Annotated in this window: 17 protein-coding genes; 8 read left to right on the top strand and 9 right to left on the bottom strand. The window is 65.3% G+C overall.

Annotated elements, in window-relative coordinates; all coding sequences use genetic code 11:
• Positions 1-89: 89 nt before the first annotated feature.
• Positions 90-311 (top strand): RNA-binding S4 domain-containing protein, encoded by a 222-nt coding sequence (locus LSO07_RS07435; RefSeq protein ID WP_034781865.1) that lies wholly within the window; start codon positions 90-92, stop codon positions 309-311.
• Positions 312-435: 124 nt separating this feature from the next.
• A complete protein-coding gene (locus LSO07_RS07430) occupies positions 436-720 on the top strand; it encodes a hypothetical protein (RefSeq protein WP_034781863.1) in 285 nt (94 codons plus the stop codon).
• Between the two features lie 129 nt (positions 721-849).
• On the opposite strand, the gene bufB is transcribed toward LSO07_RS07430, so the two are convergent.
• The 8 genes from bufB to LSO07_RS07390 form a co-directional block, all read right to left on the bottom strand.
• Entirely contained in the window at positions 850-2,472 is a 1,623-nt protein-coding gene (bufB, locus tag LSO07_RS07425) for an MNIO family bufferin maturase (RefSeq protein WP_151093092.1), read from the bottom strand.
• A gap of 17 nt (positions 2,473-2,489) precedes the next feature.
• Positions 2,490-2,792: a BufA1 family periplasmic bufferin-type metallophore gene (locus tag LSO07_RS07420; protein WP_099389461.1), complete on the bottom strand. Its 303-nt coding sequence runs from the start codon at positions 2,790-2,792 to the stop codon at positions 2,490-2,492.
• A gap of 241 nt (positions 2,793-3,033) precedes the next feature.
• Complete coding sequence (locus LSO07_RS07415) at positions 3,034-3,234, bottom strand: YjfB family protein (protein WP_034781856.1); 201 nt, start codon at positions 3,232-3,234, stop codon at positions 3,034-3,036.
• Positions 3,235-3,291: 57 nt separating this feature from the next.
• The gene (gene mobB, locus LSO07_RS07410) at positions 3,292-3,816 is read right to left on the bottom strand and encodes a molybdopterin-guanine dinucleotide biosynthesis protein B (protein ID WP_151093090.1); all 525 of its coding nucleotides are present in this window, start codon (positions 3,814-3,816) and stop codon (positions 3,292-3,294) included.
• A gap of 95 nt (positions 3,817-3,911) precedes the next feature.
• Entirely contained in the window at positions 3,912-5,372 is a 1,461-nt protein-coding gene (locus tag LSO07_RS07405) for an alkaline phosphatase family protein (protein ID WP_151093088.1), read from the bottom strand.
• Between the two features lie 100 nt (positions 5,373-5,472).
• Positions 5,473-6,186 (bottom strand): general secretion pathway protein GspB, encoded by a 714-nt coding sequence (locus tag LSO07_RS07400; RefSeq protein WP_151093086.1) that lies wholly within the window; start codon positions 6,184-6,186, stop codon positions 5,473-5,475.
• 1 nt (position 6,187) lies between these two features.
• Positions 6,188-7,822 carry an ExeA family protein gene (locus LSO07_RS07395; protein WP_151093084.1) on the bottom strand — a complete coding sequence of 545 codons (1,635 nt, stop codon included), beginning with the start codon at positions 7,820-7,822 and terminating at the stop codon, positions 6,188-6,190.
• Between the two features lie 51 nt (positions 7,823-7,873).
• Positions 7,874-8,398 (bottom strand): hypothetical protein, encoded by a 525-nt coding sequence (locus LSO07_RS07390; RefSeq protein WP_151093082.1) that lies wholly within the window; start codon positions 8,396-8,398, stop codon positions 7,874-7,876.
• Positions 8,399-8,811: 413 nt separating this feature from the next.
• On the opposite strand from LSO07_RS07390, the gene LSO07_RS07385 reads away from it, so the two are divergent.
• Positions 8,812-9,084: a hypothetical protein gene (locus LSO07_RS07385; RefSeq protein WP_139144691.1), complete on the top strand. Its 273-nt coding sequence runs from the start codon at positions 8,812-8,814 to the stop codon at positions 9,082-9,084.
• A 51-nt stretch (positions 9,085-9,135) separates the two neighbouring features.
• Here the strand turns inward: LSO07_RS07385 and LSO07_RS07380 are convergent, their stop codons facing one another.
• Positions 9,136-9,423 (bottom strand): hypothetical protein, encoded by a 288-nt coding sequence (locus LSO07_RS07380; protein ID WP_151093080.1) that lies wholly within the window; start codon positions 9,421-9,423, stop codon positions 9,136-9,138.
• 348 nt (positions 9,424-9,771) lie between these two features.
• Between LSO07_RS07380 and LSO07_RS07375 the strand changes: the two genes are divergently transcribed.
• The 5 genes from LSO07_RS07375 (at position 9,772) to LSO07_RS07355 (ending at position 14,885) form a co-directional block, all read left to right on the top strand.
• Positions 9,772-10,644: a BadF/BadG/BcrA/BcrD ATPase family protein gene (locus LSO07_RS07375; protein ID WP_034781841.1), complete on the top strand. Its 873-nt coding sequence runs from the start codon at positions 9,772-9,774 to the stop codon at positions 10,642-10,644.
• 2 nt (positions 10,645-10,646) lie between these two features.
• On the top strand, positions 10,647-11,381 hold the full coding sequence (locus LSO07_RS07370) for a GntR family transcriptional regulator (protein ID WP_052140116.1): 735 nt from the start codon (positions 10,647-10,649) through the stop codon (positions 11,379-11,381).
• Entirely contained in the window at positions 11,378-12,490 is a 1,113-nt protein-coding gene (gene nagA / locus LSO07_RS07365) for an N-acetylglucosamine-6-phosphate deacetylase (protein ID WP_034781839.1), read from the top strand. Before LSO07_RS07370 ends, nagA begins: the two co-directional genes overlap by 4 nt.
• Positions 12,480-13,493 (top strand): SIS domain-containing protein, encoded by a 1,014-nt coding sequence (locus LSO07_RS07360; RefSeq protein ID WP_034781837.1) that lies wholly within the window; start codon positions 12,480-12,482, stop codon positions 13,491-13,493. The genes nagA and LSO07_RS07360 overlap by 11 nt, the downstream gene beginning before the upstream one ends.
• Positions 13,494-13,625: 132 nt before the next feature.
• Entirely contained in the window at positions 13,626-14,885 is a 1,260-nt protein-coding gene (locus LSO07_RS07355; protein WP_151093078.1) for an ABC transporter substrate-binding protein, read from the top strand.
• Positions 14,886-14,892 lie beyond the last annotated feature (7 nt).

Raw genomic sequence — 14,892 nt, 5'->3', positions numbered from 1 at the left:
CCCTGCATTGCTGGCGGCTTCAGGTAAACTAGGGATTAGTTGAGGTCGTCATCAAGTGTTTAAAACACATCATTGCAATAAGGGATACAATGCAAAAAGTAAGCTTTGATTTAACATCCGAGTTCGTCGAGCTGAACCAGCTGTTGAAGCTGGTCGGCCTGTGCGACAGCGGTGGCGCAGGCAAGGTCATGGTCGATAGCGGCGTGGTGAAGGTCGATGGCAAGAAGGAATTGCGCAAGACCGCCAAGATCCGCGCCGGCCAGGTCGTCAGCGTGGGCGATATCCGTATCACGGTCGTCGGCCCCGCTTGATGCCGGCATGGGGCGCGAAAGCAGCCCCATGCTTCCAGCCATCACCGCTGCCAGCCGGCTGCCTGGATCAAGCTGCAACATGTCGTTATTGCCAGATAAATATCGATTGCAGAAGGGAAGCGCCATGGACCATCCCGAACAAGGTACGCGCAGCCAGGAACGCCTGATCGGCGACTTGCGCCAGGTAATAGAAAACGCGGAAGAATTGCTGCGCAACACAGACAAATACACCAGCAGCCTGTACCAGGGGGCGCGCGCCAGGCTGGAACTGGCCCTCGTCGCGGCCACGGCCGAGCTGGCCCGCTTTGAAGAAGAGCAAGTGACGCGCATGATGGACGCCACCCTGGCCGCGAATACCCTGTACCGCGATCAGACGGGCGAAGCGCGCGTGCTGCGGGCCTTCGAATAACAAGGCCTGACAAAACCGTAGCGAGCGGAAGGAAGTTGTGGTTGAGAAGCGCAACTGTACGAAGGTACAGTGAGCATCGCAGACCGCAAATTACGACGCGTAGTAGGTTTTGATAGGCGTACTAAACCGTCACGCCGTCAATACGGCATGCGCCAGCCACTGGCGCAAGTATGCGGCCAGGTCAAATGCCGGATCCAGCTCGAACGCCGCATCGAGCGCGGCGCCAAAGGTCTGCCCCTGCTGCAAGGCCAGCAATGCCGCATGCGCGGCCGCATCCAGTACCAGCACCTGCGCCTTCCAGCGCGTCCGGCATACCAGCGCGTAGCTGGCCACCTGCATCTCTTGCGGAAACATCCCCTGCCCTTCACCATCCTGATGCGCCTGCCATAGGGCCGCCACCTGCCAGCCGGACGCCAGCAAAACGCAAGCGGGATGCAAGGTAAAACAGTGCGCTTCCAGTTGATCGGGATGCAGGGCGGCCAGCGCCTCTGGCGCCAGGCCCTGCGCATCGGCTGCGTAATGTGCCAGGTGCAAGGCCCATTCCAAGCGCGCCATGTCCGGCAGATAGGGCAACTCCGCCACGGGCGGGAACACAGCGAGAAAATCGGCGAAACGGGCACCAAACTGATTCAAATCAGCGCTATCGGATGGCATCTGCCGGCCATACGCGTGCGCCAGGCCACCGAAGAATTCCTCCCCCACCAGCGCCAGCACGACGGGGTAGACCTGGCTCAGGGTGCGGCGCCAGTTGGCGCCCAGGCTGCCGCGGTACAGTGAGAAACGCTGTGGCACCGCGTCTCCCGCGAACGGCGGCAAGGCTGCCGCCGTATCCAGCAAGGCTGCGGCAAACGCTTGCTGGCCAGCCGCCAGCGCGTCGAGCGGCACTGGCGCTGGCGAGGACGGCAGCGCCGCTCCCTGCCATGGCGTCTGCGGCACATGGCGCGCCAGCATGGCCTGCGCCTTGTCCGCCTCGCCCAGCAGGATATCCAGCGGCGGCAGATCCGTATCCCATTCGATCAGGGTGGGCACAGCGCCAAAGCGCAGCAAGGCAGCCGCATACAAGTCCCAGACGGGATCGGCCACGGCGGCGCCATGGTGATCGACCACGGCGTGCGGCGTCAGCAGGTGGCCGCCCAGGTGCAGCTCACCCACGCTGCCCGGCGCAATGGACTGCATGGCCGTCAAGGCGTCTTCGCCGTGGTTGCACTGGTTCACATACAAGTTATTGATATCGAGCAGCAACCCGCAGCCGCTGCGGCGCGCCAGTTCCGCCAAGAATTGCGTCTCGCTCATGGCATCGTCGGCAAAACGCAGGTAAGTGGAGACATTCTCCAGCAAGATCGGCCTTTTCAGCACATCCTGCACTCGCCCCACCCTGGCGCACAGCAAATCGAGGGCGGCGCCGTTCAAGGCCAGCGGCAACAGATCGTTGAGTTGCCGCTGCGCCACGGCGCCCCAGCACAGGTGTTCCGACACGAGGGCGGGCTCGATGCGCTCGGCCACGGCGCGCACGCGCTGCAGGTGCGCCTCGGAAAAACCGCGCGCGGAACCCAGGCCCAGGCCCACGCCATGCAGGCTGATCGGGTAATCCTGGCGCAGGGTCTGCAGCACATGATGATCCCAGCCCGACGGCTGCAGATAATTTTCAGTGTGTACTTCCAGCCAGCCCACCTTGGGCCGGCGCGCCAGGAAGTCGCGGTAGTGCACGGCGCGCAGGCCGACGCCGGCAAGCGCCTGGATGGTCGGCGGCATGGGCAGGCGGCGGACGCTTACGGTTGCGTGGCCGGCTTGGCAGCCTTGCCGGCCTTGATGGGCTTGACGGAACCGCCTGTCTGTTCGCACGTGCCCTTGGCAACATACGTCCATTCCGTGGGCAGGTTGTCCGCTTCCGCCTGGCCGGCGCAGGAATGCGCGCCATCGGACGAGGCGCAATCGTTCTGCCCCGCCTTGGCCACGCCATAGCATTTTTCCTTGTCGCCGGGGGCGGGGCCATCGTGTGCGGCCGCGTTGATGGTGGTGCCGGCGCAGATGCCCGCGAGGGCGGCAGCGATGAGAGCTTGACGTTTGTTCATGGTGATTCCTCTTGCATGGGTCAAAGTGATGGCGCGCCCCGGGCTGCGCCATGGGCAACGCGAGGTGGTGGACATCATTTTACTGAATCGGCCGCGCCATGGCGAACCATGGTCAATTAGTCAATTTTACAGGAAGGAAGGGAAGGCAGGAAGACAGACAAAAACGCCCACTCGCCACCGTCGATGACGGTGGTGTGGGCATAGCGATGGCGAGCGCCAGACCGGCGCCGCGGGACTGCGCTCAGGCTGTCGTGTTGATGCGGTTACCGAGGTGGGCCGGCAGGCTCGGCGCCGACTGTACCGGTGGCAGCGCTGCCAGCAAGGCTGTGGCAGTCGAGCTTTGGATATCCTGGGCTTTTTTGAGGACAGTCAAGCCGACGGCTTGCCGCGTGCCTGTCTCCGCCATCGTGGTTGACAGTTGAGCAATGCTTCCGACGTCCATACGTTTCTCCAATGAGGTTCTACTCTTGTTAACGGATGCCGCCGGCAAACCTTTAGCTTATTTTTCCAGTCTATGCAGCAGCCAGGCCAATACGTGCTCGCGCGCATTCAAGTCCAGCCATGCTACGCCCTCGCGCAAATCGGCCGGCGCCGGGCTGTCGGACGCGACGGCGACCACATGCGGGTCGTGCGGATACAGGGGCGCTTGCCCCACTTCCGGGCGGAACACTTCCAGCTTGGGGATGGGGTCCGTCTTGAAACCTTCGACCAGGGTCAGGTCTGCCGGCCCCATGCGGGCCAATTGCTGCGCCAGGCTCGGTTCCGGCGCGCCGCGCAGCTCATGCACGATGGCAAAGCGGTACGGCGACGCCACCAGCACTTCCGCGGCACCGGCCAGGCGCAGGCGGGCGCTGTCCTTTTGCGGCGGTTCCAGCGCCAGGTCATGGTGGCTGTGCTTGACCAGGTTGACGCGCAAGCCGCGCGCCGCCAGTTCCTTCACCACAAATTCCAGCAGGGTCGTCTTGCCGCTACCGGAACGGCCGATCACACCAAGTACCGGGTGTGCGGGCATCGCATCGTGCATGGTCACTCCTTGATTGAGAAGGAATGATTATACGCAGCCCCACGGGCGCCACCGCCTGGCACAGGCGCCGCGCATTGCCCACCTCATCGCCCAGATCAAGCGCCTGTGGATTTCCCGCCATTCCCGCCGCCGGCGGACGCCGGCTTGCCGCCCTGCCGCCGGCGCCTGTACGCCGTCCTGCCTGCCGTTTTATTCGCCGTTTGACTTTTCACCGCCTGCGCATTCCTGGCCATGCGCGCCAATTGCCGGTGGGCGGCGATCGCGCCCGCCTCGGCATCGGATTGGGACGGGGCGGCGTCAGCGGCGGCCACCTCGCCATCAGACGGGCAGGCGGGCGCCAGCAGCATGAAATCCTGCGCCCGCACATCCGCCTCCCATGCGGCGCGCTGCGCCAGCACGACGGCGGGCACGGCAGGCGCTGCGCGTGGCTGCGCCAGGGTCAGCACGTTCCCCAGGCCGCTGGCGGCCGCCACGCGCGCGCCCATCTGGGGCAAGGCGCCATCGGCGGCGCGGCAAAAGCGCTGCAGGATGGTCTTGATGATCGACGTGTGGTCGACCACCTCGTGGCTGACGCTGCCCGGCGCGATCAGCGGCGACACCAGCAGCATGGGCACGCGCACGCCGTAGCGGCGAAACGCGGGATCGTCGTCGATGGCGGGGCCAGGCGGCACATGGTCGAAAAAGCCGCCGTGTTCGTCATAGCTGAGGATCAGCAAGGTGCGCGCCCAAGCGGGACCACGCGACAGGGCCTGGTAGACCTGCGCCACGAGCGCCTGGCCGGCGCGGATATCGGCCGGCGGATGGTCGTCATTCTCAAAGAAATGCGGATCGATCCAGCTGACCGAGGGCAAGTCACCCGCCAGGGCATCGCCGATGAAGCCATAGCGGCGCGCGCTGGAGCCGAACGGTTCGTACCATTCGGACGAGCGGTAATGGTCGTCCGTCAGCGCCAGGCTCCAGGGCTTCCAGGCGGAATAAAATTTCCAGCTGACCTGGGCACGCTCGAGGTGGCGCACGAAGGACTTGTTCGCATACAGGGGCACGCGCTTGCTGTCCTTGCTGCCGGCCGCCTTGCCGCTGAGCGCATACAGGCGGTTAGGCCAGGTAGCGCCCGGCACGGAACTGTAGCAGCGGTCGCAGACGCAGAACTGCTGCGCCAGGAAATCGTACATGGGCAAGTCGGCGCCATTGTAATAGCCCATGACCAGGTCGATATCGGGGTCGCCCGGATGCGTTTGCGCATAGTCGCCGACAAAGCCGCCGTTATTGTTTTGCAATTGCTGCGCCACCGACATGCCCGTATGCGACGGATCTTGCTGCGGCCCGAAGGCCGTGCGCCGCAAATGGTGCACGGGGTAGGTCACGCCCGCATGCACGTTGGCATGGCTGGCCTGCAAGCCGTCGATGTCGGCGCGCCCGCCTTCCAGGCTCAGGTAGCCGAGCATGTGGTCAAACGAGCGGTTTTCCATCATCAGCACGACGATATGGTCGATGTGCGCCAGGTTTCCAGGCACACCCACATCAAGGACACCCTCACCAGCTACGGCAGCAATCATCGGAACTCCCCGGCCGCGCACACGGTCGCAGCGACCCTGGTTCGACCAGGCCTGGCCAGTATGGTTCAGCGATGGCGGTCCGGTCTTGATGCGCAACAGTTCAATACGGCACGCGGTAGCGGTAGCCCTTGAAACTGAAGATGGCTGCCTTCGGCTGCAACTTTTCCAGCACCAGGCCGGGCGCCAGCTCCTCGCCTTCGTGGCGCAGGACCTTGTCGATCAACAACAGGCGGTCGGCCGGATTCTTCGAGTAGATATAGCCGCCGATGGCGACCGGGGGGATTTGCCGCTGTATCGGCTCTGGCAAGTCGCGCATGCCGGGCACCGTCTCTTCGGCTGACGGCGCGGGCGCGGGCATGGTCGGCGCCGCAACGGGAGCGGGAGCGGGGACAGGCGGAGCCGCCTGCCCTGGCGACTCTTGTTTCGGCTCCGGCACAGGTCTGGCATGGTGCACGGGGGCGGCGGTGACCGCCGCCGGCACGGAGGGGACCTGCGCGACGGGAACTGGCGCAGGCGCGGGAGCCGCTGGTGGCGGCGCTGCCGGCACCGGCGCGGGCACGGCCTGGGCCAGCACGGCTGGAACGACAGGAATCGCCGCAGGCACGTTGGCCGCTGCCTGCCAAGGCTGCCACAGCAGCAGCGCGGCGGCCACGGCCACCGTCACGCCACCCAGCGCCAGCCAGACGGGCGCGCGCCGCGCCACGCCGGACGCGGCGGTATCGTGCAGCTGCACCTGCGGTGCGTGGATCGACGGCAACTCGCCCAGCTGGCGCTCGGCTTGCGATTTTTTCAGTGCTTCAAGTATGTAGGACATCTTATTTCCCCGCCACCATCGCCGTCGCAGCGGGCGCCGCCACGGCAGGAGCTGCGCTGCTCAGGCGCGGCTCCGAATTGTCACCCAGCTGCATCAGGCGTATGAATGTTTTCGGGCCTGCCAGGCCATCGGCCCGCAAGTTCTGGCGCTGCTGGAAGGCGCGCAACAGGCCTTGCATCTCGGCATCCAGCGGCAGATTGGCGGCCGGCGCCGGCAAGCCCTGCTGTTGCGCCAGGCGCTGCGCCAGCCAGTCCACGTCGGCGCCGCGGGCGCCCAGCGGCACTTCGTCGCGCCAGTTGCGCGGGGCGCGCCAGAAGGTCGTGAAAATGCCATCGCTGCGCTGCGCCAACTGGGCCAGCGGCAGGCTTTGCTGTTTGCCATCGAGCATCAGTGTGGCCGTCTCGTCCTGCAAGCGCGTCAGCAGCGCCAGCTGTTCCACACCCTCCGCACCGCGCAAGGCCAGCATGGCGGGACGGTCCAGCACGCGCAGCTCGGCGATGCCGCCCCGGCTGTGCAGGCAGCGCAGGCCGGCGCGGGCGCCCGCCTGGCAAGCGTCGCCGGCCGGTAACTGCTCGCCCCACAGGCTGGCCAGCTGGCGCAGCACGGCGTTGCGGTCCGGCACGCTGACGGGCGCGGGCGTGGAGGCGGCGGCAACCACCACGCTGGATGCGGCCGGCGCAGAGGCTGCCACGGCAGGTACAGCGGGCACAGCGGACGGGCGCGGCATGAAATGCCAGGCCAGCGCGGCCGTGACCACGGCGCCGGCCAGCACGCCGCCCGTCACGTGGACCCAGCGCAGGCCCCGTCCGGCAGCCGGCTTGCCCTCTTCCGCAAACACTTCCTCGGCGGCACGGCGCAGGATCTGGCGCGTCACCTGCGGCTGGTTTTCCACGTAGGCGCCCAGCAACGCGCGGTCGCACAGCAGATTGATGCGGCGCGGCACGCCGTGGCTCATGGCATGGATGGGCGCCATCAGGCGCGGCGCGAACGGCGTCTGCGCCGTGCTGCCCGCCACGGCCAGGCGGTGGCGGATATAACTGGCCGTCTCGTCCGCCGTCAGCGACCCCAGGTGATAGCGGGCGATCACGCGCTGCGCCAGCTGCTGCAGTTCCGGCCGGGCCAGCATGGCGCGCAATTCCGGCTGGCCGATGAGGATGATCTGCAGCAGCTTGCGCTCGCTCGTCTCCAGATTGGTCAGCAAACGCAGCTGCTCCAGCACGGCGGCGGACAGGTTTTGCGCCTCGTCGATGATCAGCACATTGTTCTTGCCCTGCGCATGGCTGGCCAGCAGGTGCGCATTGATGGCGTCGACATAGCCTTTCACGCTGGCCACGCCGGGCGCCACGGCGATGCGGAATTCCTCGCAGATCGACAGCAGCAATTCCTCGACGGACAGTTTCGGATTGAAGATATACGCGAGCTGGCAGTTTTCCGGAATCTGCTCCATGAAGCAGCGGCACACGGTGGTCTTGCCGGCGCCGATTTCTCCCGTCAGCAGCACGAAGCCGCCGCCGCTGCCCACGCCATACAGCAGGTGCGCCAGCGCTTCGCGGTGGCGTTCGCTCATGAACAGGTAGCGCGGATCGGGGGCGATCGAGAACGGCGATTGCTTGAGCTGGAAATAATGCGTGTACATGGAGACCCTGCGGATGAAACGATCAAAATGCGCGGCGCCAAGCCGAACCCCTCATCGGGTGCGGGCGGGCGGCAACGGCTTGTATTTGGCGCAATACACTTTCGCCTTGCTACGGAAGTAGACGATTTTACTGCCAGGCACGGAACCACGGACAGGAAAGGCGGAATTGTCGAGTTTATTGAAACGCAGGCCCGAGGCGCCGCGGATGGCGGGTTCCAGCTTTTCCGGCGTCGCGTCCGCCACCACGCCCATGAAGACGAGGGGGCTGGTGTCGTCGCTGACGATCACGTCGGTAATCGGCGCGCCCCACAAGGTAGCGTCCGTGCGGAACCAGTAGGCGCCCCCTTCATGCTTGTAGGCCGGGCCGAAGGCCGTCAGCAAATAGGCATAGAAGGCCTTGTTGTCGATCTGGTCGATGCACAGCACGGCATTGCCCACCACTTGCCCGAACGTGGACGGCGGCGGCTTTTGCTGCGCCAGCACGCCGGGCACGGGCACGCCAATGGCCAGCAAGGCGAACGCCGCCAGCAGGGCCGGCGCACGCCACGGGCGCATCAATGCACGGCGCACGCGCATGATCAGTGCTTGCGCTCTTCTTTCTTGACCTTCTTGGCTTCCTTCTTTTCCTTCATGGTCTTGGCCGGTTCCTTCTTGGCTTCCTTCTTGCTGTCCTGTGCCTTGCTCATCATCTACTCCATGCCTGGGCGGAAATGCCTGGGCCATTATGACACTCCCCCATGAAAATGCCACGTCATTTCCCCCATGCAATGAATCCCACCCGGCAAGCACAGGCAGCGCATGCACTTATTTGCAAAAAGACGTTTGCATTTCGATTTTATTATGTTTTAATACACGAAATTTATAAATAGATATCATTTCGGTGCGGCATGAGCAGCGCCGGAAAGCATACCAACTGGGGACAGGACATGGGCCGGCATACGGCGGGACCATGTGTCATCGACTTACAGCCCTCGGCGGAAACAAACAATATGATGAGAAAGATGATCTTGCTGGGCGCGGCCCTGTCGTTCTGGGCCGCTGGCAACATGCATGCGGCAGACACGCCGCCGATTCAAGTGGCCGCCTACCAGGCGGCGCCCGCCACCCTGGCCATGCAGCTGGCCAGCTTCCAGTCACCGAACGCCAGCCGGCACGCCTCCGGCCCGCATGAACCGGGTACCCATTCGCTGCTGCTGGTCGCCATCTTGCTGCTGAGCCTGCGCATGCGCGCGCGCCCCAGCAGCGAAAAATTCAGTACCTGACATGAAAACGGCCGCGCAAGGCGGCCGTTCCATTCACACGTCAGCGCACTATCAGTGCAGGCACAGGCGGCGGCGCGTCTTTTCGATCAGCGCCGCATCGTAGGGATACAGGTTCTCGATAAAGAACAATTCCGTTTCCGCCTCGTCTTCCAGGCACATTTCGATCATGACCGGGCCATCGCTTTCGCGGCCCAGGAAATCCTTCGGCCAGCGGTTCTTGCGGTGCGTGCGCATCATTTCCATGCCCAGCGCGGCCAGCAGCGCCGACACGCCGGCGGCCAGCGCCTCTTGCTGCCAGTCGTCCCAGTACTCGCTCTTTGCTGCCTTGTCGTTCATCATGCTCTTCCAACTCAGGTGTAAAAGGCGGACTTTACTCTTCATGGCGTCCCTTGCCAAGCATGCATACAAGCAATAACGCAACACCGAGCACAGACCAGTCTGAAAAAATTGGCATTAAACAAGGCCAATTTCAATACCATTCACGACACACAAAAACTCCTTTATTAACAATCACTTGCAATCACGCCCTCGGGCATGGCTCGCCATCGTGCAACGCATTTGTTAATACCACTTAAATACCTGTTGACAAGCCATCGGGGCGACAATATAGTGCCTTCAGCTTTTTCGCCGCCCGACAAATAAAAGAACCGAGACAGGCGCATTCAACCAAACGCGGGACTGCACAACATGATCGAATACATAATCGGCGTCGACGGCGGGGGCAGCGGAACCCGCGTACGCCTGGCGCGCCTCGATGGCCAGGAACTGGCGCAGGGACAAAGCGGCCCTTCCGGCCTGGGACTGGGCATCGAACGGGCCTGGACTTCCGTGGCGCATGCCGTCACCCTGGCCTTCCGCGCCGCCGGCCTGGAACAGCCGCCGCTGCAGCGCATGGCCATCGGCCTGGGCCTGGCCGGCGTGCACAACAAGCAGTGGGCCGCCAGCTTCGTCGAACACAATCCCGGCTATGCCTTTGTGGCACTCGAATCCGATGCCCTGACCACCCTGCTGGGCGCGCACGCGGGCCAGCCGGGCGCCATCGTTGCCATCGGCACGGGCAGCGTGGGCGAAGTGCTGCACGCGGACGGCAGCCGCCATGAAGTGGGAGGCTGGGGCTTCCCCTCGGGCGACGAGGCGGGCGGCGCCTGGATCGGCATGCGCGCCATCAACCACGCGCAGCAGGTGGTCGACGGGCGCGTGCCCGGCAGCGCCTTCGCCACGGCCATCATCGATGCCTGCGGCGGCCAGCGCGACGCCATGCAGGTGTGGCTGGCCGCCGCCAGCCAGACCAATTTCGCGCAACTGGCGCGGCTGGTGCTCGAACACGCGGCCAGCAATGCGGTGGCGCGCACCATCCTGACGGATGCGGGGCAGCAGATCGCCCTCATCGCCAGGGCGCTCGATCCGGCTGGCACCTTGCCCGTGGCCCTGTGCGGCGGCCTGGCGGCGCCCTTGTCGAGCTACCTGCCGGCGGACTTATTGCAACTGGTCGTGCCGGCACAGGGCGACTCGGCCGCAGGCGGCCTGCGCCTGATACGCAAGTACTTGCAGGAGCAATGACCATGCTGGCCAAACTGTCCGCCTTCAAACCCAATCCGGCCAGCGACACGCCGCTCTACATGCAGCTGGCGAACATGCTGTCGGACGGCATCGCCAGCGGCGACTGGCGCGCCAACCAGGCCTTGCCTTCCGAGCGCGTGCTGTCGGACATCCTGGAAATTTCGCGCGTCACGGCGCGCAAGGCCATCGACATGCTGTGCGACCGGGGCATGCTGACACGCAAGCGCGGCTCGGGCACCTACATCACGCCCAAGCTGGAACAGCCGCTGTCGCGCCTGACGAGCTTTTCGGAAGAGTTGCGCCAACGGGGGTTTACCGCCGGCTCGCGCTGGCTGCAGCGCGATATCGGCTCGGCCGCGCCGCTGGAGCTGCTGTCGCTGGGATTGTCGCCGCACATGCCGGTGGCGCGCTTGCGCCGCCTGCGCACGGCCGACGAAGTGGTGATGGCGATCGAAACGACCACCATCCCCGCGCTCTACATGCCGGACCCGCAGCAGGTGACCGATTCGCTGTACGGCTACCTGGAGTCGCGCGGCACCATCCCGATGCGCGCGCTGCAGCATATCCGCGCCGTCAACGCCACGGCGGAACAGGCCAAGCTGGCCAATATCAAGACGGGTGAAGCCATGCTGCACATCACCCGTGTCAGTTATCTCGACAACGGCGCAGCGGTGGAACTGACCCACTCGTATTGCCGCAGTGATTATTATGAATTCGTAGCGGAGTCGCGCAGATGAGCAGCACTATCAAAGGCAATATCCTTACCCCCGGCGGCTGGATCCACGGCGCCATCGCCTTCGGCGAGCGCGTCGACAGCATCACGGGCGAATCCCTTCACCCGTCGGGCAACAGCGACGACTATATTTTGCCGGGCTTTATCGACCTGCACGTGCACGGCGGCGCCGGCAAGGACATCATGGAAGGCGGCGAAGCCGTCTACACCATCGCGGCCATCCATGCGCGCCACGGCACCACCAGCCTGCTGGCCACCACCATGACGGCGCCGCCGGAAGATATCGACATGGCCCTGACGGCCATCGGCATCGCCGCCAACCACCGCCGCCCGAACACGGCGCGCGTGCTGGGCGCCCACCTGGAAGGTCCGTACATCAATTCCGGCAAGCTGGGGGCGCAGCCGAACTATGCGCGCGCCGCCAACCTGGCCGAAATCGAACGCCTGCAAACCCTGGCCAAGCTGCGCGTCATCACCGTCGCGCCGGAAATCGCCGGCCACCTGGACCTGGTGCGCGCCCTGGCCGATGCCGGCGTGCGCGTGCAGATCGGCCACACGCTCGGTTCCTATGAAGACGGCGTGGCCGCGCTGGAACACGGCGCCATGGGTTTCACGCATCTGTTCAACGCCATGAGCGGCCTGCACCACCGCGAGCCTGGCATGGTCGGCGCCGCCCTGGCGCACGCCGAATACGCCGAACTGATCCCCGACCTGCTGCACGTGCATCCGGGCGCCATCAAGGTGGCCCTGCGCGCCATCCCGCGCCTGTACTGCGTCACCGATTCGACCGCCGCCACCGGCATGCCGGACGGCGAATACATGCTGGGCCGCCACGCCGTGCAGAAATGCATGGGCGGCGTGCGTCTGCCCGACGGCACGCTGGCGGGCAGCACCCTGACCCTGGACCAGGCGCTGCGCAACCTGGTGGGACTGGGACTGGACCTGGCCGACGCGTCCAAGCGCGTGTCGACCAATGCCGCCGATTACCTGGGCCTGGAAGAACGCGGCCGGCTGGCCCCCGGTACTTACGCCGATCTGGTGGTACTCGATCGCGATCTCAAACTCAAAGCTGTGTATATAGAAGGAGAAATCTGTGACCTCAATGATGCTTAAAGAAGCCATTTCCGCCGCCGAATGCGTCGCCCTGCAACTGGCCAGCGACACGGAACGCTACGCGGAACTGGGCCGCAAATTGAGGAGCACCTCGTTCTCGACCGCGCTGACCATCGCGCGCGGCAGCTCGGACCACGCCTGCAACTACGTCGCCTACCTGATCATGGCGCGCCTGGGCCGTGTCGTCGCGTCCCTGCCGATGTCGCTGGTGACCCTGAACAAGTCGCCGCTGGTGACGCGCGACACGCTGGCCATCTCGATCTCGCAATCGGGCCAGAGCCCTGACGTGGTCGAGCCGATCCGCTACTTCCGCGACGGCGGCGCCACCACCGTGGCCCTGGTCAACGATATCGAGTCGCCGCTGGCGCACGCCGCCGAATGGGCCATGCCCCTGCGCGCCGGCAAGGAACAAAGCGTCGCCGCCACCAAGAGCTTCATCACCAGCCTGGTCGCCGGCGCGCGCATGGTGGCCCAGTGGCAGAACGACCCTGAACTGCAGGCGGGCCTGGAAGCGCTGCCTGAAGCGCTGCTCGAAGCGACCCGCGTCGACTGGTCGCCCGCCATCGACGTGCTGGCTCCGGCCCGCAACATCATGGTCGTGGGACGCGGCATCAGCTTCCCCGTGGCGCTGGAAGCGGCGCTGAAATTCAAGGAAACCTCGGCCCTGCAGGCGGAAGCCTTCAGCGGCGCCGAAATCAAGCACGGCCCGATGGCCCTGATCGAAGACGGTTACCCGCTGCTGATTTTCGCCACGCGCGGCCCGACGCAAGCCGGCCTGCTGCAGCTGGCAACGGAGATGCGCGGCCGTGGCGCCAAGGTCTTGCTGGCGGCGCCAAGCGATGTGGCCGAGCGCGACCTGACCCTGCCCGTGGCGGCCACGCCGGATCTCGATCCGATCGTCGCCATCCAGTCCTTCTACGTGATGGCGGCGAAACTGTCGGCCGCGCGCGGCATGGACCCGGATGCGCCGCGTCACCTGAGCAAGGTTACGAAAACCAATTAAGCAGCAAGCGGCAGCTGCGCCCCCGGCACGGGGCGCGGCGGCCGTCCGTAGCACCCGAATATAAGCGACGGCAAGGGCATGTACCCGCGCCGCGGACTCATGGACATTGGAGCGCCACGCTCCAGGATAAAAATGACGATCAAGAGACTGTTGGCGGTTGTTGCCTGCGCGGGCCTGCTCGCGCCGCAGGCATGGGCTGCCGAGAAAATCGAATTCTGGACCTTCAGCATGAAGCCCAAGTTCACGCCGTATTTCAATGCGGTGGTGGCGCGCTATGAGGCGCAGAATCCCGACGTCAAGATCGAATGGATCGACTTCCCGTGGGACGTCATCCAGACCAAGCTGGTCACGCGCATCGTGGCCGGCACGCCGCCCGCGCTGGTCAGCCTGAACGTGCCCTGGGCCGACGAATTTGCGCGCGACGGCTTGCTCACGCCCGTCGATGGCCTGATCAAGGAAGCGCGCGCCAGCTACATTCCCAGCGCCCTGGACGACTTGCGCTTCAAGGGCGGCACCTACGGTTTTCCCATGTACAGCAATGTCGCGGTGATCGCCTTCAATACCGCCATCTTCAAACAGGCGGGACTCACGCGCGGCCCCGCCAGCCTCGATGAACAACTGGCGTACGCGCGGCAGATCGCGCAACGCACGGGCAAGGCCGGCATCGCGCCCGCCCTGTCGAAGATCGATGGCCTGTTCATGCAGCAGGGCCTGGCCGTCATCACCGGCAACCGCGCCGTCTTCAATTCGCCGCAGCACGTGGCGCTGGTGCAGAAACTGGCCGACACCTATAAAGTGGGCGGCCTGCTGAAGGAAAGCCTGTTCGCCGAAGACAATTTCCCCGCCGTGATCGACGCCTACAAGGGCGGCCGCCTGGGCATGCTGCTGGCGCCGCCCACGGCCATGCAGCGCATCCGCGGCGATGCGAAAGACATCTACGCCATCACCGACGTGGCGCCCGCACCGCTGGGCCCGACCGGCATCGCCGACGGCGGCTGGCTGGTCCACTTCGCCATTCCGAAAGGCGTGCCGGCGCGCCAGCTGCCATCGGTCGGCAAGTTCGCGCGCTTCCTGACGAACGACGAGAACCAGCTGGCCTTCGCCAAGCAGGCCAGCGTCTTCCCCACCACGGTGAAAGCGGCGGCCGACCCGTTCTTCCTCGCCACGCCGCATAACGCGGGTGCGGCCGAAAAGGCGGTGGCCGCCGGCGCCCTGTCGATGGGCCACTCGCGCACCCTGTACGTGGCCGGCATCGACGACTACGACGAGTTGCGCCGCTCGCTGGTGAAAGCCGTCGAGGCGGGCGTGACGGGCAAGCAGGATGTGAAGCAGGCGCTGGACCAGGCCGTCGCCATCTGGAACCGCAAGCTGGCCACCCTGCCGCGCCACTGAGGACGCC

Origin of the sequence: Janthinobacterium sp. PLB04 (assembly GCF_021165895.1) — a bacterium.
GTDB classification, from domain to species: domain Bacteria; phylum Pseudomonadota; class Gammaproteobacteria; order Burkholderiales; family Burkholderiaceae_D; genus Janthinobacterium; species Janthinobacterium lividum.
Note: the sequence above shows the minus strand (reverse complement) of the source record. Positions and strands in the feature narration are given on the sequence as shown.